General features: G+C 66.6%; 15 protein-coding genes. 8 read left to right on the top strand and 7 right to left on the bottom strand.

The window, feature by feature from the left end; genetic code table 11:
- Positions 1 to 151 precede the first annotated feature (151 nt).
- Complete coding sequence (locus SPYCA_RS12015; protein WP_120220703.1) at positions 152 to 1,507, bottom strand: DNA recombination protein RmuC; 1,356 nt, start codon at positions 1,505 to 1,507, stop codon at positions 152 to 154.
- 414 nt (positions 1,508 to 1,921) lie between these two features.
- A complete protein-coding gene (locus SPYCA_RS12020) occupies positions 1,922 to 4,243 on the bottom strand; it encodes a patatin-like protein (RefSeq protein WP_120222312.1) in 2,322 nt (773 codons plus the stop codon).
- 243 nt (positions 4,244 to 4,486) lie between these two features.
- Between SPYCA_RS12020 and SPYCA_RS12025 the strand changes: the two genes are divergently transcribed.
- From SPYCA_RS12025 to SPYCA_RS12040, 4 genes are all read left to right on the top strand, one after another.
- Positions 4,487 to 6,637, top strand: a complete 2,151-nt coding sequence (locus SPYCA_RS12025) for a TonB-dependent receptor (RefSeq protein WP_120220705.1) — start codon at positions 4,487 to 4,489, stop codon at positions 6,635 to 6,637.
- 123 nt (positions 6,638 to 6,760) lie between these two features.
- Positions 6,761 to 7,843, top strand: a complete 1,083-nt coding sequence (locus SPYCA_RS12030; protein WP_120222313.1) for a PepSY-associated TM helix domain-containing protein — start codon at positions 6,761 to 6,763, stop codon at positions 7,841 to 7,843.
- Positions 7,844 to 8,100: 257 nt separating this feature from the next.
- Positions 8,101 to 10,269 (top strand): primosomal protein N', encoded by a 2,169-nt coding sequence (locus tag SPYCA_RS12035; protein ID WP_120220707.1) that lies wholly within the window; start codon positions 8,101 to 8,103, stop codon positions 10,267 to 10,269.
- A gap of 270 nt (positions 10,270 to 10,539) precedes the next feature.
- Positions 10,540 to 12,084 (top strand): tetratricopeptide repeat protein, encoded by a 1,545-nt coding sequence (locus tag SPYCA_RS12040; RefSeq protein WP_120220709.1) that lies wholly within the window; start codon positions 10,540 to 10,542, stop codon positions 12,082 to 12,084.
- Here the strand turns inward: SPYCA_RS12040 and SPYCA_RS12045 are convergent.
- Genes SPYCA_RS12045 through SPYCA_RS12060 form a run of 4 tightly spaced genes read right to left on the bottom strand, consistent with a single transcriptional unit; the run spans position 12,078 to position 14,850 of the window.
- Positions 12,078 to 12,836 (bottom strand): isocitrate lyase/PEP mutase family protein, encoded by a 759-nt coding sequence (locus SPYCA_RS12045; protein WP_120220711.1) that lies wholly within the window; start codon positions 12,834 to 12,836, stop codon positions 12,078 to 12,080. The genes SPYCA_RS12040 and SPYCA_RS12045 overlap by 7 nt on opposite strands.
- Positions 12,837 to 12,877: 41 nt before the next feature.
- Entirely contained in the window at positions 12,878 to 13,309 is a 432-nt protein-coding gene (locus SPYCA_RS12050) for a nuclear transport factor 2 family protein (RefSeq protein ID WP_120220713.1), read from the bottom strand.
- Between the two features lie 12 nt (positions 13,310 to 13,321).
- The gene (gene ada, locus SPYCA_RS12055) at positions 13,322 to 14,383 is read right to left on the bottom strand and encodes a bifunctional DNA-binding transcriptional regulator/O6-methylguanine-DNA methyltransferase Ada (protein WP_172595055.1); all 1,062 of its coding nucleotides are present in this window, start codon (positions 14,381 to 14,383) and stop codon (positions 13,322 to 13,324) included.
- A gap of 2 nt (positions 14,384 to 14,385) precedes the next feature.
- The gene (locus SPYCA_RS12060) at positions 14,386 to 14,850 is read right to left on the bottom strand and encodes a DUF1203 domain-containing protein (RefSeq protein ID WP_120220717.1); all 465 of its coding nucleotides are present in this window, start codon (positions 14,848 to 14,850) and stop codon (positions 14,386 to 14,388) included.
- 103 nt (positions 14,851 to 14,953) lie between these two features.
- On the opposite strand from SPYCA_RS12060, the gene SPYCA_RS12065 reads away from it, so the two are divergent.
- Positions 14,954 to 16,480, top strand: a complete 1,527-nt coding sequence (locus tag SPYCA_RS12065) for a S1C family serine protease (protein ID WP_120220719.1) — start codon at positions 14,954 to 14,956, stop codon at positions 16,478 to 16,480.
- A 265-nt stretch (positions 16,481 to 16,745) separates the two neighbouring features.
- Here the strand turns inward: SPYCA_RS12065 and SPYCA_RS12070 are convergent, their stop codons facing one another.
- A complete protein-coding gene (locus SPYCA_RS12070) occupies positions 16,746 to 17,423 on the bottom strand; it encodes a dienelactone hydrolase family protein (RefSeq protein ID WP_120220721.1) in 678 nt (225 codons plus the stop codon).
- 51 nt (positions 17,424 to 17,474) lie between these two features.
- Here SPYCA_RS12070 and SPYCA_RS12075 point away from each other — a divergent pair, with 51 nt between their 5' ends.
- From SPYCA_RS12075 to atpA, 3 genes are all read left to right on the top strand, one after another.
- Positions 17,475 to 18,002 carry a hypothetical protein gene (locus SPYCA_RS12075; protein ID WP_146625132.1) on the top strand — a complete coding sequence of 176 codons (528 nt, stop codon included), beginning with the start codon at positions 17,475 to 17,477 and terminating at the stop codon, positions 18,000 to 18,002.
- A gap of 132 nt (positions 18,003 to 18,134) precedes the next feature.
- Positions 18,135 to 18,701: a F0F1 ATP synthase subunit delta gene (locus tag SPYCA_RS12080; RefSeq protein WP_120220725.1), complete on the top strand. Its 567-nt coding sequence runs from the start codon at positions 18,135 to 18,137 to the stop codon at positions 18,699 to 18,701.
- A gap of 38 nt (positions 18,702 to 18,739) precedes the next feature.
- On the top strand, positions 18,740 to 20,269 hold the full coding sequence (gene atpA / locus SPYCA_RS12085; protein WP_120220727.1) for a F0F1 ATP synthase subunit alpha: 1,530 nt from the start codon (positions 18,740 to 18,742) through the stop codon (positions 20,267 to 20,269).
- Positions 20,270 to 20,360: the final 91 nt, after the last annotated feature.

Below are 20,360 nucleotides of genomic sequence, written 5' to 3' on the forward strand. Positions count from 1 at the left end.
CCTGCCCGGATAGACCAGAATAGCGCCAGCCCGGCGAAGGCCGGGATCTCACCGTCCCAGCCTCGCACACCGACGAGACCCCGGCCTTCGCCGGGGTGACGATCAATAAAAAGGATTTCTGCCTGTTCCCGCGAGGCGGGGGCGACGCGATTCATTCGCCCGCGTCGTTCACCGCGCTCGGCGCCGCCGCGAGCTTCGCCAGCGGCCGCGCCGCCTGTTCGGCGACCGGGAGCGTCGGAATCTCCCGTCCCCCGGTTTCGATGTCGAGCGCCTCGAAACGCCTGGCCTGCGTCAAAACCTGTGATTCGAAGCTGCCGACAAAGGCGTTGTAGGCGCCGGTCGCCTGATCGAGATTCTTGCCGACGCGCGCGATGTGCGCGCCCATCACCGACATGCGCGCATAAAGCTCCTTGCCCAGCATCGCGATCTCGCGCGCCTGGTTGGCAAGCTTTTCCTGTCGCCACACCGCCGCGACCGTGCGCGCGATCGCGATGAGGTTGGTCGGCGTCGCGAGCAGCACCTTGCGCTCGAACGCATAGTCCCAAAGCTCGTGATCATGGTCGAGCGCGGCGGCGAGGAAATGTTCGCCGGGGACGAACATCACGACGAAATCGGGCGTGTCGTCGAACTGGTTCCAATAGGCCTTGGCGCCGAGCGCGTTGACATGCGCCTTCATCGCTGCGGCGTGCGCGGCGAGATGCGCCGCCCTTTCGCCCTCGTCGACCGCGCCGAAGGCGTCCTGATAGGCGTTGAGCGAAACCTTGGCGTCGATCACCAGGCTCTGGCCGCCGGGCACTTTCACCACGACGTCGGGACGCAGCCGCGCGGCCTCGCCGCTATCGACGCTCACCTCGGTCTGGAAATCGGCATGTTCGCTAAGCCCGCAGCTTTCGAGCACGTTGCGAAGCTGCTGCTCGCCCCAGCGGCCGCGCGCCTTGGGCGCGTGGCGCAGCGCGTTGACGAGCTTTGCCGCCTCGCTCGACACGCGCTCGCTCTGCGCGCGCATCGATTCGATCTGACCCTGCAATAATCCGAATGCGCTCTGGCGCTCGGTCTCGACCTTCTTCACCTCGGTTTCATATTTCTCCAGCCGTTCATGGACGGGCTGGAGCAGCGCCTTCAGATGCTGGCCCGCGCTTTCCTCGCTCTGCCGGAAGCGCGCCTCGGCACGGTCAAGGAACGCCTTCTGCGCTTCGCTCAGCATCGTCTGCCCGACTTCGCGAAACTGCGCGGTGAGCGCCGCCTGCGCCTGGGTGAGCTGCGCGATCTGCGCGTCGTGCGCCGCATCGCGCGCCTTTTGCTCGGCGAGCAGCGCCGCGAGTTGAATGTCCGCGGCCTTGCGAGCCTCGGCCTCGGCGGCCAAATCGGTCACGGCCGCCTTGAACCGCTCGGCCAGCCCGTCGCGCTCGGCCTTCAGCGCCCCCGCCTCACGACCGGCGAACAGCCAGCCGACCAGGGCGCCGACGACAAGGGCAACAAGGGCGACACCAAGTGATAGTCCATCCATGGACGGAACATAGGACGAACGCTGCGGGCTTGGCTAGGGGCTAATTGGTGGTAGGACGAACCGCCGGCCTTGGGGTCCGAAGCGGTCGGCGCGGCCCCGGCGCAATCGGTCCAAAGGTCAGGAAAGGTCAGCCTTGTGCGGCGGCCGATTGGCTGCTCGCGGCGCGCAGGTCGCGCGATTGACGCCCCTGTTTTCACGCCGGGCGGCGAGCGATTTGTCCACATTTGAAAGAGCCGGGATGAAGGCTGGCACAGCCGGGCCATGTCGGACAGCTTTTGGGTGGCCGGTGTGGGGTGGGGAGCGGACGTTGGGCTCCTCCCCGGAACGGGGAGGAGCGCCGCGTCCGCAATCGGTCGCTTGCGGACATTCAAATCAGTCCGCGCAGCCTGTGATATGGACGCGGGAGCAAGGTTGCTACTCCCTGGGGCCAATCTCCGTCCGCAGCTCCGCGATCAGCGCCTCCACCTTCGGCAGCCGCACCTCCTCTTCATCGAGAATCGCATGGAAAACGCGGCGTTTCATCGTCGCCAGCACCGCTGCGGACAGCGCGCCCTCACCGGTCACGCTCGACGCCACGATGTCGATCAGCCGGTCGGCACCGTGCAAGCGCCCCCAGAGATAGTCATTCTCGCGATAGGCGCGGCTGAAGAAAGCGCCGAAGCTGTTGAACTCGATCCCCTTCAGCATCGCCGCCGCGCCGCCCTGGCGGATCGCGGTCGCGTCGGAGGGCGAGATGCGGTCGATCTTGATCGGGTCATATTCGTCGAATCCTTCGCCCTGGAGCAGCGGCAAGGTCGCGATGTCGTAAAAGGGATAGCCCAGATAGGCGAGCAGCAGCACGCGCCGGTCGTCCTTCGGCATCGCCGCGAGCCCCGCGGCGATCAGCGCGTCGGCCTCGCCATCGACGGCGGCGAGATCGCGGCGCGCGGCGATCGCGTCGATCCAGTCGCCGGGTCCGGCGTCGGCAGGCAGGTCGAGATCGGCGAGCCAGCTGTCGCCTTCGCGGTCCAGATAACGACCGAGCGCCGCAAAGATCGCCTCGCGCATCGCGTCGCACGCAGGATCGCGCGCGTCGCGCCTTGCCTCGACCGCGGTGTCGAGCTCGCGCGCCAGGAAACGCAGACGACGGATGCGAAAGCCGAGGTCGTGGGTGCGGAAAAAGACGATCGCATCGCCGCTTGCCCCGGCTCCCTTCTTCCCCGAAATCCGGTCAAGCCCGCGCGCACGAACCTCGTCCCACAGCGCGAGGCGCCGGTTCGCCCGGTGAATCGCCCCCTCGGCAGGCCGAAGCCGGTCGATCAGGCGCGCGAGATCCTCGATCACCGCCGACAATTTGAGGTGGCCATAAGGCGCAAAGGCAAAGCCCGCGCGCGCCGCGGCCTGTTCCTGCGCCTTCGCGCGCCATTTCTGGAGCCGCGCGGGCGTCGGCGTGTCGAGGAAAAAGGTCGTGCCGAACAGCGCCGCCACCTGTTCCTCGACCTCGACCTTCATCGCGTCGACGATATGCTGCATCCGGCGAATGCGCCGCGACATGCCCTCGATCGCCTCGACATTGTCGCGGATCGGCTGTTCGCGCGGGATTTCGGAAAGCGCGCCGAGAATCGTCGGCACGAAACCCGGCAAGCGCGGCTTGTCGCCATCGGCCGGGTCACCGGGCTTGCCGAAGCTGATCGAGCGAAAGTCGGGCTTGGGGTCGATATAGACGAAGCGGCGGTCAATCTCGCGCCGTGCCGGGCGCTGCTTCAGCGCCGCGATCGCCGGGCGGAAGGGCGCGTTGGCGAGCACCGAACCGTCGATCAGCACGCGGTCGGCGGGGTCGCTCGCCTCGCCCGGCGGCAGTTGCACGCGGATGAAAGCATCGCGGCCGGGCCAGTCCAGCCCGCGCTTTTCGAGCACGCGGTCGATCTCGCGCAAGGTGAAGGGCGGGAAGGCGCCCGGAAAGCTGGCGGTCGCGCGCGCCGCCGCCGCGAGCGCCGGCACGTCGTCGAGCCGCTTGCCGACGCGGCCATCCTCGCGGAAATGCAGGATCAGCCGATGCTCGTCCTCGGTGACGCGCGGTGGGCTGTTGAGCGCGAGGGGGACGCTGTGCCCCGCAAAATCGGTGACCGACACGAACAGGTCGACGGGCTGGCCGTCCGGCACCAGCACCGGGCCGCGCGGCGCCGCGTCCATTGCCGCAAAGGCGTCGAACAGCAGGTGCGAAAAGGTCTCGCCGCCAAAGGGCGGCTCGAACCAGCGCGCGCGCACGAAGCGCGACAGCTTGGCGCGCACCTCGTCCTGCGCGGCTTCGCCGACGGTGCGGTCGATGCTGTTGCCGCGCCGCTTCATCGCCCAGCCGGCGATCGGCACCGCCCAGAACTTCGTCATTTTCGATAGCGGTCGGGCGTCGGGATCGAGCAGATTGTCGACATCGGCGCTCTCCAGCCAGAGGTCGGTGAGCGGATCGAGCGATTCGCCCGTCGCCAGCGCGCGGGCAAGAAAGATACCGTTGATGCCCCCCGCGCTGGCGCCCGCGATAATGTCGGTAAAGACGCGCAGCCGCACATTGCCCTGCGCCTCGATGGCGGCGATCAGGTCATGATACACCGCTCCCGCGCCGTCGATCGCGCCGCCATCGTGAAAGGCGCGCGACGCGACCGCGAGCCGCCACACTTCCTTGGTGACGCCGTGCATATAGACGGCAAGGCTGATGCCGCCGTAACAGATCAGGGCGAAGCGCAGTTCCTTTTCCCGCATGGCCGCGTGATAGCGCGGATCGCCGGGCCGCGTCACCCCCGACGCCGCGAGGTGTCGGCAATGCGGTGGGGAGCGGGCGTTGCGGCCATTTAGGGTCAGGCCCCGCCCTTTCGGGGGAGGGGCTGGACAGCGAAGCGTCCGGAATCGGTCGAAACCAGCCGCTCCCACCCGCCCCTCTCCAACAAATCCTCTTGCATTTGCGAATGTGTCGCACTAGCGGCGACCTCCCAACAGGAGTTGATAATGAATCGCAAATGGCTCGTCGCCGCGTTGCTGTCAGGCGCGCTTCCCTTCCCCGCATTCGCGCAGGACACGCGGCCCGTCGACGAAGCGATTGCGGGAGATGCGGGCGAAACGATCGTCGTCACCGCCGCGCGCACCATCCTGCCGCCCAACGCCCTGCCGCTGACGATCGACGTCATCGACAAGGACACGCTCGACCAGCAGATCGCCATCTCGGGCTCGGTCACCGACGCGGTCGCAACGCTGTCGCCCAGCTTTTCGCCGACGCGGCAGAAACTTTCGGGCGCGGGCGAGACGCTGCGCGGCCGCTCGCCGCTCTATGCCATCAACGGCATTCCGCAATCGACCCCGCTGCGCGATGGCAGCCGCGATGGTTTCACCATCGACGGCTTTTTCGTCGATCGGGTGGAACTGATCTTCGGATCGAACGCCTTGCAGGGAATCGGCGGCACCGGCGGCATCGTCAACCAGGTCACCGTCGGCGCGCCCGCCGACGAGGGTGTGTCGGGCCGCGCGTTGCTCCAGGCGAGTGCCGACAATGACTTTTCCGACGAAGGCATGGGCGGCAAGGTCGCGGGCCTCGTCCAGTATAAGGCCGGGCGCTTCGACGCCTCGGTCGGCGCCGCATGGGAACGCCGGGGCGTCTTTTTCGACGGCGAGGGGCGCCCCGTCGGCATCAACCTGACGCAGGGCGAGACGCAGGATTCCGAAACCCTCTCCTTGTTCGGTCGCTTCGGCTACGCCGTCACCGACACGATGCGGCTCGACCTGATCGCGAGCCGTTTCGAGCTCGAAGGCGACGGCGATTACGCCGCGGTTGCGGGCAACAAACTCGGCGGCGTGCCGACGAGCGCGCGGCCCGGCACACCGCCCGGCGTTCCCGCGACGAATCGTACCGAAAGCCTGGCATTGTCGCTGACCGACAGCGACCTTGGCGGCGGCAATTTCGTCAGCCAGATTTTCTGGAACCGCAGCCGCGACACCTTTGGCGGCGAACCCAATCCGATCGCGACCTTTCAGGATGCGGCGATCGCGCCCGTCGGCACGCTGTTCGACCAGTCGCAGAACCGCAGCCGCAAATATGGCGGCAAGCTTTCCTATGAACGCGCGGTGCCGGGGCTGGAAGCGCTGACGCTGATCGCCGGGTTCGACGCGCTGTGGGACACGACCGAACAAAGGCTGATAGCAACCGACCGCGTCTGGGTGCCACCGACCGATTTCCGCAGTCTGGCGCCCTTCGGCCAGGCGAACCTCAAGCTTGCGGGCGGGCTTGTCCGGCTCGCGGGCGGGGTGCGCTATGAAAATGTGAAGATCACGATCGACGATTATACGACGCTCGCGTCGGCGGGCCGCACGTTCGTTTCGGGCGGCAGCCCGACCTTCGACGATGTGCTGCTGAACGGCGGGGTTATCTTCGAGCCGATCCCCGGCATCCGCGCCTATGCGAGCTATGCCGAGGGCTACACCGTCCCCGACGTCGGCCGCATCACGCGCGCGGTGCGCACGCCCGGAATCGACATCGACAGCTTCCTCGACATCTCGCCGATCGTGTCGAACAATCGCGAACTGGGCGTCGAGGTGAAGCGCGGCCCGCTCGACGCCAGCGCGACCTATTTCTGGTCGTCGAGCAAGAAGGGCCAGTTGCTGATCGCACGCCCCGACGGCATTTTCGATGTCCAGCGCCAGCGCGTCGAGATCGAGGGGCTGGAGATCAATCTGGCGGTCAAGATGCCGATCGACGGGCTGACGCTGTCGGCGGGCTATGCGCATATCGTCGGCCAGTTCGACGACGACGAGGACGGCGTGGTCGAAACCGACCTCGACGGTGCGAACATTTCGCCCGACCGGCTGAACCTCGCGGCGGCCTATGCCAGCGGCCCCTTCTCGGCGCGGGTGCAGACGCAATTCTATCTGGCGCGCACCTTCCGCGGCCCGAACCGCGACGCGCGCAACGATTTCGAGGGCTACAACCTCACCGACGCGATCGTCCGCTATCAGACCAGCCTCGGCGGGGTCAGCCTCGCGGTGCAGAATCTGTTCGACAAGCAATATATCAGCTACGCGAGCGACACCCAGCGGCCGACCGACAATTTCTTCAATTTTGCCGGGCGCGGGCGCAGCTTCACACTGGGGTGGGATTATCGCTTTTAACCGGGCCTGTTCCCCCGCGAAGGCGGGGGTCCATCTCCGGACGGTGTCGTGTCGAACCAACCGGAGATGGGTTCCCGCCTTCGCGGGAACACACGGTTTTTTCAGGATGACCTTTCCAAAATGATGAACCTGCTCGATACGCTGCACCGCTGGACCGGAGGGCTGATCGGCCTCGTGCTGGCGCTGCTCGGCCTGTCTGGCACGATCCTGCTCTATGAGCATCTGTGGATCGGCGTTCCGGGCGCCAGCGACCCGCTGCGCGGCGACCTTGCGAGCGTCGCCGCCGCTACCGAAACGCTGATGGCAGCGCCGGGCGCGCAGGGCATCATCTATGCCGACGACCGCTTTGGGATGCATCAGCTGCGATTGGAGCAGGGGGCGGGCGCCTATGCCAGCCAGTCCGGCGAGATCGCCGCGCGCTGGGCAAGCCAGTGGGAACGGCCCGAATTGTGGATCTTCGATTTCCACCACCATCTCTTCGCGGGCGACAATGGCGAGTGGGTGATCGGCATCGCGGGGCTTGCCGGACTCTTCTTCGTCATCAGCGGGGCGATCCTCTGGTGGCGGACACGGCGGACCTTCCAGCTGCGCCTCTGGCCCAGGCGCCTGTCGCGGCCGTCGATCGTCATGCACCACCGCGACCTCGGCATCATTGTCGCGCCGCTGCTGCTGATCTCGATCGTCACCGGCACGATGATGATTTTTCGTCCGTTCGCCCTGGGGATGGTCGCGCCCTTTGGCCCGGTCGCGGAGACCGCCAGGGCGCTCGAACCGCCGAAATACAAGGGCGGTCCGCTGGCGGCGAAGCCCGATTACGCTGCGATGCTGACCAAAGCGCGCCGCCGCTTCCCCGACGCCGAGTTCCGCATCCTCAGCCTGCCGCGCAAGGATGGCGACCCGATCAGCCTCAGGATGAAACAGCCCGCCGAATGGCTCCCCAACGGCCGGACGACCCTGTGGTTCGACGCCGCAACGGGCGACCTGCTCGGCGCGCGCGACGCGCTCGCGATGCCGCCGGGGGCGCAGGCGTTCAACATGGCTTTCCCGATCCACGCATCCAGGGTCGGCGGTTGGGCCTGGCGCGGCCTGCTGACGGTTTCGGGCCTGTCGCTGACGCTGCTCGGCAGCCTTGCGGTATGGACCTTCTGGTTCCGGCGGCCGAAAGCAGCGAAGCGCAGGGCGCAGGCAGCGCTGGTTTCGATTTAGGGGTGCATGGCGGCTTCGGGGTGGGAAGCGGACATTGAGGGGTTGCGCTGGTCTCCCCTCCCGCAAGCGGGAGGGGCAGCGAGACTTACGAACTTTGTTCGTTAGTCGCAGCGGGGTGGGCCATTGCCACGCTGCTGCCCACCCCCGACCCCTCCCGCAAGCGGGAGGGGAGAGAATGGCAGCTTCCGGCCGAAACCCGTCATCGCCGACCACGCCGCTTTCCTATTCTATCCGCCACCCTATATCCTCCCTCATCCATGATCCGCGCCCGTGTCCTCCTGCTCACCGCTGCTCTCGGCCCGCTCGACTATCGCGTGCCGCAGGGGAGCGAAGCGCCGCTCGGCAGCGTCGTCGTCGCGCCGCTGGGTCCGCGGCGGATGGGCGGGGTGGTGTGGGAGGACGAAAGCTTTGGCGCGCCCGATCCGGTCGGCGACAACCGGCTGCGCAACCTCTATGAAATCGTGCCCGTCCCGCCCGTGCCTGCGCCGCTCCGTCGCCTCGTCGAATGGACCAGCGACTATTATCTCAGTCCCCCCGGCGCAGTGCTGCGCATGGTGCTGCCCGGCGTCGCCTTTGCCGACGCGCGCCGTCCGATCGTCGAATATCGCGCAACCGGCGAAATCCCGAAGCGGATGACGCCGCAGCGGACGCTCGCGCTCGAAAAGATCGGCGACCGGCAGGGCATCGTGCGCGAACTCGCCGCGCTTGCCGAGGTGAGCGAGGCCGTGATCCGCGGGCTTGTCCAGACCGGCGCGCTCGAAGCCGTGACCGTCTCCGCCGACCAGCCTTATCCCGAACCTGACCCCCTCTTCGCGCCGCCCGACCTGTCCGCCGAGCAGGCCGCCGCCGCCGCGCAGCTGCGCGATGCCGTCGCCGCCGCAAAGTTCGACACGCTGCTGCTCGACGGCGTCACCGGGTCGGGCAAGACCGAAGTCTATATGGAGGCGATCGCCGCCGCGATCGAAGCGGGCAAACAGGCGCTGGTGCTGCTCCCCGAAATCGCGCTCACCGAGCCAATGCTCACCCGCTTCGCCGCGCGCTTCGGCTGCGAACCCGTTGCGTGGCACAGCGGACTTCGCTCCACCGAGCGCCGCCGCGCGTGGCACGCGATCGCGAGCGGTGAGGCGAAGATTATCGTCGGCGCGCGCTCGGCGCTCTTCCTCCCCTATGCGAATCTCGGCGCCATCGTCGTCGACGAGGCGCATGAGACGAGCTTCAAGCAGGAGGATGGCGTCCATTATCACGCGCGCGACGTCGCGGTGATGCGCGGGCATTTCGAGGCGTTGCCGGTCATCCTCGCGAGCGCGACCCCGGCGCTCGAAAGCCTCGCGATGGTCGAGGCGGGGCGCTATCGCCACATCCGCCTCCCTGCCCGCTTCGGCGGCGCGACGCTGCCCGGTCTCGCCGCGATCGACATGCGGCGCGATCCGCCCGACCGCGGCCGCTGGCTCGCGCCGCCGCTCGTCGATGCGCTCGCCGACCGGCTCCACAAGGGCGAGCAGAGCCTGCTTTTTTTGAACCGCCGCGGCTTTGCGCCGCTGACCCTCTGCCGCACCTGCGGCCACCGCATCCAGTGCCCCAATTGCACCGCCTGGATGGTCGAGCACCGGCTCGTCCATCGCCTCGCCTGTCACCATTGCGGCCATGTCATGCCGCCGCCGCGGCTTTGCCCCGAATGCGAGGACGAGGACAGCCTTGTCGCCTGCGGCCCCGGCGTCGAGCGTATCGCCGACGAGGTGGCGTTGCGCTTTCCCGAAGCGCGCGCCGCCATCGTCACCTCGGACACGCTCTGGTCGCCCGCGAAAGCCGCCGAGTTCGTCGCCAATGTCGAACGGGGGCTCGTCAACATCATCATCGGCACCCAGCTCGTCACCAAGGGTTATCATTTCCCCAATCTCACCCTCGTCGGAGTGGTCGACGCCGACCTCGGCCTCGACGGCGGCGATTTGCGCGCGTCCGAACGCAGCTTCCAGCAGATCGCGCAGGTCGCGGGGCGGGCCGGGCGCGGGGTCAAGCCCGGCGACGTGCTGATCCAGACGCGCGTGCCCGAGGCCCCGGTGATGGCCGCGCTGGTCGCGGGCGACCGCGACGGTTTCTATGCCGCCGAGGCCGCGGCGCGGCGGCGGGCGGGCGCGCCGCCCTATGGGCGCTTCGCCGCGCTCATCATCTCGTCGGAAGACCTCGACGTCGCGCGTGGCGTCGCCAGGCGGCTGGGCGACAAGGCGCCGGTCGCCGACGGCCTCGCCGTCTATGGCCCCGCCCCCGCGCCGCTGGCGATGCTGCGCGGCCGCCACCGCTTTCGCCTGCTGCTCCACGCCCCGCGCAGTTTCGACCTGCAGGGCACGATCCGCAGCTGGGTGAACAGCATCGACTGGCCCGCAAAAGCGCGGCTCGCCATCGACGTCGATCCCTATAGTTTCGTTTAGAGCGTCGTGCGCTAAATCGGCGACGCTTCAATTCCGTTCGTGTCGAGCCCTTCGACTGCCTTGCAGGCGCTCAGGGTAAACTTCGACCTTTGGTCGAAGTCGAGACACCCCTCGGCATCGCGCAAGGTCGATGGGTGTCTCGACTTCGCTCGACACGAACGGAAAGATGGCTCTGATTAAACGTGCGCTGCTCTAAACGTCGCTGTTTACATCGGTACGGAGCGCCGTCAAAATCCCGGCCGGAATCGTCACGTCCGGGGGGAACCACAGATGCGGAAAGCCACGATCGCCGCCACTGCGCTGATCGCCGCCACGATAACGACGGGCGCGGAGGCAAAGTGGCTGCGCGCCGACACCGACAATTTCATCATCTACAGCGAAAGCAGCGAGCGGTCGCTGCGCAGCTTCGCCGAAAATCTTCAGCGTTTTGACGCCACCCTGCGCGCACGACTCCGGGTTCCGGGCGGCAAGGAACCCAATCGGCTGACCATCTATCTGGTGCCCCGCGCCGCCGACGCGGGGCGACTTGCAACGGGCGAGTCCGGATCGTCGATTGCGGGATTTTACAGCGCCGACCTCGACGGCAGCTATGCCGTTTCAAATCGCGAGGTGATCGAGTTCAAAGGCACGTCCGCGGCGCAGCAAACGCTGTTCCACGAATATACGCATCATTTCATGAAACGCTATTTCGGCGCCGCCTTTCCGGCCTGGTTCATCGAGGGGTTCGCCGAATTCTATTCGACGACCGATTTCACCAGCAAGGGCCAGTATCAGGTCGGTCGTCCCGCCTATTTCCGGGCGCACGGGCTGGTCAACATGCCGCGCATCCCGGTGGCGGATTTGCTGCTGAAGCAACCGCGCGAAATGCGCTCGTCGGGCCAGATGGACGTCTATTACGGCCGGGCATGGCTGCTCACGCACATGCTTTATTACCATCCCGATCGGAGCGGCCAGCTGACCGCCTATATCGACGCCATCAATCGCGGCGCAGATGGAGAGCAAGCGGCGATTGCGGCCTTTGGCGACCTCGCCGCGCTCGATCGCGACCTTCAACGCTATCTCGGACGCCCGCTCACCTATATGACATCGGCCGCCCCCGTTCCGATCCCCGGAACGATCACCATAAAGGCGCTGTCCAATGCGCAGGATGCGCTTTTGCCATGGCAGCTGGAACGGCGGAGCGCGCGTGACAGCGAACGACTGGTCGAGGTGCGCGACGAACTGAAAAAGCTCACCGCCGAATATGGCGACAGCGCCGGTGTCTGGTACGAACTGGCGCGCGCCGAATGGGATCTGGGCGACGAGAAGCGCGACGCCGTGGCGGCGCGCGCGGCAGTGGACAAGGCGCTCGCGATCGAGCCGAAGCATGTTCGCGCCAATATATTGTTGGGCGAAATGATGATCCACGACCTTGGCCAGCGCGATACGGTTTCGGACGCGGACTGGGCGGCGGCGCGAAAGCCGATCATCCTCGCCAACAACACCGACCCCGACGACCCGGTCCCGCTCTATACCTATTATGACAGCTTTCTGCGGCAAGGCGTTACCCCGCCGAAAATTGCGGTCACCGGACTCGAACGCGCCTTTGCGTTGGGCCCCGAAAGCGCCAGCGCGCGCATCGCCTATGCCTTTGCCCTCGCCCGCAATGGCGATTTCGAACGAGCGACCCGCCTTGCAAAGGTGGTGGCGTTCGACCCGCACGACGGCGGGCAAGGTGAACAGATTCTGGCGCAGATCGAAACGATGCGCAAAAGGAGCGGCGACGCCGGAAAGGGCGACGCCAACCTGTCCGCGGCGGCCGACGCCGATCAATAATCGGGCTCGGCGCCGCCAAAAACCTGCGCGGCCTGCGCGCTCAGCCATTCCATCGCCCCCGCCCAGGGCTGGTGCCCGTGGCTGATCCGCGCGACGCCAAGCTCGGCGAGTTGCTTGTGCGTCGGGCCGCCCTTGCCGCGCAATATGTTCACCGGCAGCGGCGAAGCGTCGCAGATCGCGCCGATGCAGCGGGGGTCGAGCAGGAAGGGCACGAACAGCGACCCCGCGCCAGCATCGGCATAGGCGCGCGCGCGTTCGAGCGTCGCGGCAACCAGCGCATCGCCATCCTTCGCGACGTCCTGCCCGCGAAACGCGTCGCAGCGGGCGTTGACGAAAATGCCGGTGTCGGCCGCGGCGCGGAAGCGCGCCACCGCTTCGGCGATGGGCAAGAGGTCGGACTGGCCGGGCAGCCGGTCCTCCATATTGATCCCCACGGCGCCCGCATCCCTGGCGCGGCCGACCGAGACGTCGACCGCCGCCGGATCGGCGCCATAGCCCGATTCCATGTCGATCGTCACCGGCAGGTCGGTGACCGACAGGATGCGCGTCAGGTTCGCGAAGACATCTTCGAGCGGGAAATCCTCGCCATCGGCGCGCCCCTGCGCGCCCGCAACGCCGAAGCTGCCCGTCGCGATCGCTTTCGCGCCCGCCGCGGCGACCGCCTTCGCGCTCCCCGCATCCCAGATATTGACGAGGATCAGCGGGTCGCCGGGGATATGCAGCGCGCGGAAACGGGCAATCTTGTCAGTCATGCAATAAGCTCCTTGGGCATCGATGGCGATGGAGGGGTGGGTCAGACGATCGGGACGGGCGATGCCGAGCCAAAGACCTGGCTATGCCCGCTTCTGGTATCCATATATTCGCGAATACGCCGGACGCGCGCGCCCTGCATCTCGAAAATGAAGACATAGTCGAGCGCGTAATCGCGCCCACCCGCGAGCGTCGCGCTATGACGCTGCTCAAAGACGACGCGGTCGCCCTCGGCGGTCAGCGAGATCGGCTCGATCCGCATCCCGTTGCAAAAGAGCCGCGGATAATCGTCGAGGAGAAAGCGGACGATCGCCTCGGCGCCGATCATATGATGGGTGACGCCCAGCGCGGTCGCGGTCGCATTGCCCGCGGGGGCCAGCCATTCGGCGTCGTCGGTCAGCACGGCGCGAATCCGGTCGGCATCGCGCGTCCCGAAGGCCTGCCAGACGGCGAGCGCGGCTTGTTTGCTATCCATGGCGCGCTCCCTTCAAAATTCGTCGAGGCGGCGCTGGCCCGGCGCGCCTTCGCGGCGGAGCAGTTCGTCCTTGATCGGCAGGCCATAGGCGTAGCCGCCGAGCGAGCCGTCGCCGCGCACGACGCGGTGGCAGGGGATGAGCACGGCGACATTGTTCGCGCCGTTCGCGCTGCCCGCCGCGCGCACCGCCCTGGGCTTGCCGACCGCGGCGGCGATGTCGGCATAGCTGCGCGTTTCGCCCGCCGGAATCTTGCGCAGTTCGCGCCATACCGCCTCCTGAAACGCCGTCCCTTTCACGTCGATCGGGATATGGTCGAAACCCTGCGTCGGCGCCTCGACGGCTTCAATTACCTGCGAGAGAAGCGCGGCAAACTCTTCGCCGCCTTCGACCAGCGTGGCGGCGGGAAAACGCTCCTCGAGCGCCTCGCGTCCCTCGGCAAAGCTCAGGCGGCACACGCCCTTGTCGGTTGCCGCGACGAGCATGTCGCCGAGACTGGTCGGCACGACCGCCCAGTGGATTTCGACACCCTTGCCGCCGTTCACCCATGCTGACGGGGTCATCCCCATACGTCCCTCCATATTTTCGTAAAAGCGCGACGGCCCCGAAAAGCCGGCGTCGTAAATCGCGTCGGTCACCCGCACCCCCTCGCTCAGCGCCGCCCGTGCGCGCTCCTCGCGCAGCGCGCGGGCATAGGCGGCGGGCGACAGGCCGGTGTGGCGGGTGAAGACGCGCTGGAAATGCGTCGGCGAATAGCCGGTGCGCGCGGCGAGATCCGCGAGCGCGAGCGGCTCCTCGCTTCCCTTGATCGCGGCGATCGCCTTGATCACCGCGCTTTCGTCGCGCGCGACATCGTCGGGCAGGCAGCGCTTGCACGGCCGCAGCCCCGTCGCACGCGCCGCCGCGCCATCGGCAAAGAAGCGCACATTTTCGCGCAGCGGATGCCGCGCGGCGCAGCTCGGTCGGCAATAAATGCCGGTGGTGAGCACGCCGGTCACGAAGCGCCCGTCGAACGCCTTGTCGCGCGCCTGCACCGCCTGCCAGCATTCGTCGTCGGTCATCGTGGAGAAGGCCATGATCAATTCCTCTCGATGCGCGCAGCGAAGCAGCCATTGGTGGCATATTGCGCGTGGATATAGGCAATGCGCGGGTCGGCGAACAGCTCGCGGATCGCCGCATCGCCATCTTCCCCCGGCCCCAGACGCGCTGCTGCCAACATACCCTCGGCGTCGAAGCCGCGGAACGCCATCGTCCGCCCCACGAACGCCGGGGGCAGTGCGTCGCAATAAGTCGCCGTTTCGACGCGATCGCGCACATAGATGGCATAGGCGCTGCGGAACGGCGTATCGACGTCGTGGCTGACATGGTGGAGCAGGATCACATCCTCGCCCGCTTTCGCATCGTCGAGGCTGATCCGGCACGGCCAGCCGCGATCGGCGGTCGCGGTGACGCGCCGGGCATTGCGGGCGGCCAGTTCGGTATCGTCCATCGCGAACAATGGAGCAAAGCGGTCGGGGGAGAGCCCCTCGATCTTGTAGGTCATTGGATCATTCCTTCTTCTTCGGTCGCCGCTGTTCTGGCACGCCGCGCCAACCGGTGCGTCCCGATGCTTGCGTTCAAAGCCTGCTCGACTAGTCTGCCGCGCCATGACCCGCTTCCTCGCGCTGCTGCTCGCCCTCCTCACCCTCACCGTCCCCGCGCGCGCCGCCGACGACATCAGCGCCGCGTCGCGCAGCGTCGTGCGCGTCGTCACCGTCGCGATGATGGACGGCGAGGTCGTCGGTTTTGGCCATGGCAGCGGTATCGCCATCTCGCCGACGCGCATCGTCACCAATGCGCATGTCGTCGAATCGGCGGCGCGCTACCCAGGCAATGTGGCATTGGGCGTCGTTCCGTCGGAGGGGCAAAAGAGCTTTGCCGGCAAGCTGATCGCGATCGACACCGCGCGCGACCTCGCGCTCGTCGAGATCACCGAGGGACGCCTGCCCGCCGCCGCCATCTACACCGGCCCGCTCGAATCGGGCGCCGATGTCGTCGCGCTCGGCTATCCCGGCAATGTCGACCTCGCGACCGCGCGCAGCGCCAACGACTATATCACGCCGCGCACGCCGACGCGCAGCGAGGGCAATTTTTCGAACATGCAGGCGGTCGACGGCGTCGCCATGCTGATCCACACCGCGAAAATCTCGCGCGGCAATTCGGGCGGGCCGCTCGTCGACCAGTGCGGGCGCATCGTCGGGATCAACACCGCGATCACCCGTGCCGACGACGGCGATTCGCCCTTTGCCTTTGCGATCGCCGGGCGCGAACTCACGCGCTTCCTCGCCGATGCGGGGCAGCAATATGGCAGCGTGGGCACGACCTGCCTGTCGATGGCCGAGGCCGACGCACGCGAACGCGCGGCGATCGAGGCCGAGGCGCGCGCCGAAGCCGAGGCCAGTGCCGCCAAAAATGCTGCGGCAAAGCTCGACCGCGAACTCAGGCAGGCGCGCGCCGAAGAGGAAGCGCTCGCCGCGCGCGAAAATCGCATCGCGCTCGCCGGCGTATTGTTCGTCATCGGCGCGCTCGCGGCGGGCGCCGGGTTGATGTTCTACAGCCAGAAGAATCTGCGCCATGCCAAGCTGGCGGGCGGCGGCGGCGGCGCGCTGATGCTCGCGGCGGTGGTGCTGTTCGTCACCCGCCCCGATGCCCATGCCGACGTCGTCGACGAGGCGGCCAAGACCCCCGCAAGCGAGGCGCCGCAACTCGCCGAGGGCAGCCTGCTTTGCACGATCCGTCCCGACCGCAGCCGCATCACCGTGTCGGCGACGACCGACGTGCCGATCCGCATCGGCAAGGGCGGCTGCGTCAACGGCCGCACCCAATATACGCGCGGGGCCGACGGCCGCTGGCAGCGCATCCTGGTGCCGAACGAGGAAGCGACCGTCACCGTCGCCTCGATCGACGCCGCGGGGCGCGACTATCGCGTCGAACGCTATCTGCTCGATGCCGAGACGATGGCAAAGGCCCGCGAGACGCGCGCCGCGATCACGCTCAAGAGCTGCACCGCCGACCCCGACGAACTCGCGGGCCTCGCCGCACAGCAGGACGCGATCCGCAGCGCGCTTCCGGCCACCCCCAACGAACGGCTCGTCTATCGCTGCCAGCGGGCGGCGATGGAGGCCGCGCCCTGACGCGAAAAGGGGCCACGGTCTTGATTCGACCGATTGCGGACCTCTCAATTCTCGTCACCCTGAACTTGTTTCAGGGTCCATAGCCCATTCGTTTCCTCCGGCGCAGCGCCGGATCAGAGGTCAGGCCATGGATGCTGAAACAGCGAGGCCATCGCCGCAGCCAGCATGACGGATTTATAGGGCAGCTGCCCACCCGGAACCGGCCGTCAGGCGCCGCATGATTCCGAACGAAACGTAACGGCGAGCCTCTCCGCGGCCCTTGCTTTCACCCCCCGCACGCCTCGAACAGCATCAGCGTGCGCTCGCGCGCCAAGTCCGCGCTCGGTTCGTGATAATCCTTGCGGCGGTCGCTGTTGAAGCCGTGTCCCGCCTCGTAAACGAAGATTTGCGCAGTCGGGTGATCCTGCGCGATCAGCGCTTCGACCCCCTCCATCGGGATGCCGCCGTCGAAGCGGCCGAAATGGGCGATGGTCGCGCAGCGCGGCGCCTCGTCCTTGAACATCGTCGGCACGAGGCTGCCGTAATAGGAGGATGCCGCCGCCAGATCGGGGCTGATCTGCGCCATCCGCCACGCGACCGACCCGCCATAACAATAGCCGGTGATGAAGACTGGCCCCTTCGCTTTCAGCGCGTCGATGCACGTCTGCGCGTCCTTCAAACTCTGTTCGAACGGATGGAGCTTGCGCGCCAGCTCGATAGCGCGCTCGAACTGCGGCCCCGAATAGTCGCTCTCGAACCCCGGATGCTCGCGGTCGAACAGCGCGGGGGCGAGCACTTCATAGCCGTCGGCGGCATATTCGTCGCAAAGCTCGCGGATATGATCGGTGACGCCGAAGATTTCCTGGATGAGCACCAACCCGCCGCGGCGTTCGCCTGTCGCCTCGGCATGATAGACAGCGATCCCGGCGCCATCGTCCATCGTCATCCGAATCATCTCACCCATCGTCATTTCCCATGCTATTCGACAAGCTGTCGTTTATCGGCAGGAGCGATCATGCAAGCAAGAATCCTAGCGCTCACGACGACAGTCCTGATCATGCTGTCAAGTTGCGATGCGCCGACGGGTGCACCGATGCCTGCGGCTCCGGACCCCAAACACAAGGCAATGCAGTTCGAACGAATTGCCAAGATCGCCGAGCAATCTTGTATGTGCGCGATGGCGGGACGCGACACGAAAGCGCTCGGTCGCGAGCTGGAACGGCTGACCACTTCGCTGGAAAAGCAGGAAAGCGCGACATCAAGCGTTCCGCTGCAAGGGCAGATCACCTGTTACCCCGAACTTGGCGAACAGGCCTGCATCGGACGAATAGTAATCACCGGCTCCCCCTCGAAAAGCGATTTTGTCTGCACAGAAGAGCAAGCCGACGAATTGCAAGCTGCTTGGGACACAGCGGTTGAAGATGACGGCGACATCGACAGCCTCAACAAGTCATTGCCAAAGCGCGATCGGGCGTTGCTGAAACGCCTCAAAGCAATGCACGCCCAAGCCGCGGCCATGATTCCGCAAACAGCCTGCAACTAGCCCCCACCCTCACCTTGCATTGCAACAGAATCGTTGCTACGCGCGCCGCGACCTTGCAGCGGGGGTGTCTTCGGACGCCGGTCAAATCCGCGCAACCATCCCCCACGGGATCGCAGAAAAGGACTTTCACGCGTGGAGAATTCCGGCGGCATTCAGGGCAACATAACGGCGGGCCTCGCGGGCCGCTATGCCAGCGCGCTGTTCGATCTGGCGCGCGAATCGAATGCCATCGACAGCGTCCAGCAAAGCCTTTCGGCGCTGCGCGCGGGCCTGATCGAATCGGCTGATCTCAAGGCGCTTGTCGAAAGCCCCGTCGTCAGCCGCGCCGACGCCGCCAGGGCGGTCGCCGCGGTCGCAGAGGCGATGAAGCTCGATTCGCTCACCGGCAAATTCCTCGGCGTGCTCGCCGAGAACCGGCGGCTCGCCGATCTGGGCGGCATGATCGACGCATTCGACGCGATCGTCGCGGCGCATCGCGGCGAAGTGACCGCAAAGGTCACGAGCGCGCACCCGCTCACGGCAGAGCAGCTCGACGCGCTCGCCGCCAATCTCAAGACCCGTGTCGGCCGCGACGTCCAGGTCGCGACGACGGTCGATCCCGCCATCCTCGGCGGCCTCGTCGTCCAGCTGGGCAGCCAGCTGATCGACGGCAGCATCCGTACCCGTCTCAACAGTTTCGCCCAGGCGATGAAGGGCTGAACGCCCGCACGCCAAATGCCCCGATGAAAGGCTAAACAATGGAAATCCGCGCCGCTGAAATCAGCAAGGTCATCAAGGACCAGATCGCCAATTTCGGCACCGACGCCACGGTCAGCGAGATCGGCTCGGTGCTGTCGGTCGGCGACGGCATCGCCCGCGTCCACGGCCTCGACAATGTCCAGGCCGGCGAAATGGTCGAATTCGCCAATGGCGTGAAGGGCATGGCGCTCAACCTCGAAGCCGATAACGTCGGCATCGTGATCTTCGGCTCGGACGCCGAGATCAAGGAAGGCGACCAGGTCAAGCGCACCGGCACGATCGTCGACGTCCCCGTCGGCAAGGGCCTGCTCGGCCGCGTCGTCGACGGCCTTGGCAACCCGATCGACGGCAAGGGGCCGATCAAGGCCGACAAGCGCATGCGCGTCGAGGTCAAGGCGCCGGGCATCATCCCGCGCACCTCGGTCCACGAACCCGTCCAGACCGGCCTCAAGGCATTGGACGCGCTCGTCCCCGTCGGCCGTGGCCAGCGCGAGCTGATCATCGGCGACCGCCAGACCGGCAAGACCGCCGTTGCGATCGACACCTTCATCAACCAGAAGGAAATCAACAAGGGCGACGATGAGTCGAAGAAGCTCTACTGCATCTATGTCGCGGTCGGCCAGAAGCGCTCGACCGTCGCGCAGATCGTCCGCCAGCTCGAAGAAAATGGCGCGATGGAATACTCCATCGTCGTCGCCGCGACCGCGTCGGAGCCCGCGCCGCTCCAGTTCCTCGCGCCCTACACCGGCTGCACGATGGGCGAGTTTTTCCGCGATAACGGGATGCACGCCGTCATCGTCTATGACGATCTGTCGAAGCAGGCCGTCGCCTATCGTCAGATGTCGCTGCTGCTGCGCCGTCCGCCGGGCCGCGAAGCCTATCCCGGCGACGTTTTCTATCTGCACTCGCGTTTGCTGGAGCGCGCGGCAAAGATGAACAGCGACAATGGCGCCGGTTCGCTGACCGCGCTGCCGATCATCGAAACGCAGGCAGGCGACGTGTCGGCGTATATCCCGACCAACGTGATTTCGATCACCGACGGCCAGATCTTCCTCGAAACCAACCTGTTCAACGCGGGTATCCGCCCGGCGATCAACGTCGGCCTGTCGGTGAGCCGCGTCGGCTCGGCCGCGCAGACCAAGGCGATGAAGAAGGTGTCGGGCTCGATCAAGCTGGAACTGGCGCAATATCGCGAAATGGAAGCCTTTGCGCAGTTCGGTTCGGACCTCGACGCCTCGACGCAGAAGCTCTTGAACCGCGGCGCGCGCCTGACGCAGCTTTTGAAGCAGCCGCAGTTCCAGCCGATGCCGTTCGAGGAGCAGACCGCGTCGATCTTTGCCGGCACCAACGGTTATCTCGACAATGTCGCGACGACCGACGTGTCGCGCTACGAAGCGGCGATGCTCGCCTATCTGCGCAGCGACCATGCCGATGTGCTGAAGGCGATCCGCGACACCAAGGATCTGGGCGACGACACGAAGAAGGCGCTGGTCGCCGCGCTCGACGCCTTCGCCAAGATTTTTGCATAACCCCCCCACCTCGTCATCCCGGCGAAGGCCGGGATCTCGACGGTGAGACCCCGGCCTTCGCCGGGGTGACGAAACAAAGGTAAAAGACGGG

It is taken from the genome of Sphingopyxis sp. FD7 (assembly GCF_003609835.1).
In the GTDB taxonomy this organism is placed as follows: domain Bacteria; phylum Pseudomonadota; class Alphaproteobacteria; order Sphingomonadales; family Sphingomonadaceae; genus Sphingopyxis.

Excerpts from the sequence above, each read along its gene's own strand:
- SPYCA_RS12025 (WP_120220705.1), top strand. The coding sequence starts at position 4,487 with ATGAATCGCAAATGGCTCGTCGCCGCGTTGCTGTCAGGCGCGCTTCCC.
- SPYCA_RS12065 (WP_120220719.1), top strand. The coding sequence starts at position 14,954 with ATGACCCGCTTCCTCGCGCTGCTGCTCGCCCTCCTCACCCTCACCGTC.
- SPYCA_RS12030 (WP_120222313.1), top strand. The coding sequence starts at position 6,761 with ATGAACCTGCTCGATACGCTGCACCGCTGGACCGGAGGGCTGATCGGC.
- SPYCA_RS12075 (WP_146625132.1), top strand. The coding sequence starts at position 17,475 with ATGCAAGCAAGAATCCTAGCGCTCACGACGACAGTCCTGATCATGCTG.
- SPYCA_RS12070 (WP_120220721.1), bottom strand. The coding sequence starts at position 17,423 with ATGGGTGAGATGATTCGGATGACGATGGACGATGGCGCCGGGATCGCT.
- SPYCA_RS12020 (WP_120222312.1), bottom strand. The coding sequence starts at position 4,243 with ATGCGGGAAAAGGAACTGCGCTTCGCCCTGATCTGTTACGGCGGCATC.
- SPYCA_RS12015 (WP_120220703.1), bottom strand. The coding sequence starts at position 1,507 with ATGGATGGACTATCACTTGGTGTCGCCCTTGTTGCCCTTGTCGTCGGC.
- SPYCA_RS12045 (WP_120220711.1), bottom strand. The coding sequence starts at position 12,836 with ATGACTGACAAGATTGCCCGTTTCCGCGCGCTGCATATCCCCGGCGAC.
- SPYCA_RS12060 (WP_120220717.1), bottom strand. The coding sequence starts at position 14,850 with ATGACCTACAAGATCGAGGGGCTCTCCCCCGACCGCTTTGCTCCATTG.
- SPYCA_RS12035 (WP_120220707.1), top strand. The coding sequence starts at position 8,101 with ATGATCCGCGCCCGTGTCCTCCTGCTCACCGCTGCTCTCGGCCCGCTC.
- atpA (WP_120220727.1), top strand. The coding sequence starts at position 18,740 with ATGGAAATCCGCGCCGCTGAAATCAGCAAGGTCATCAAGGACCAGATC.
- SPYCA_RS12040 (WP_120220709.1), top strand. The coding sequence starts at position 10,540 with ATGCGGAAAGCCACGATCGCCGCCACTGCGCTGATCGCCGCCACGATA.
- ada (WP_172595055.1), bottom strand. The coding sequence starts at position 14,383 with ATGGCCTTCTCCACGATGACCGACGACGAATGCTGGCAGGCGGTGCAG.
- SPYCA_RS12050 (WP_120220713.1), bottom strand. The coding sequence starts at position 13,309 with ATGGATAGCAAACAAGCCGCGCTCGCCGTCTGGCAGGCCTTCGGGACG.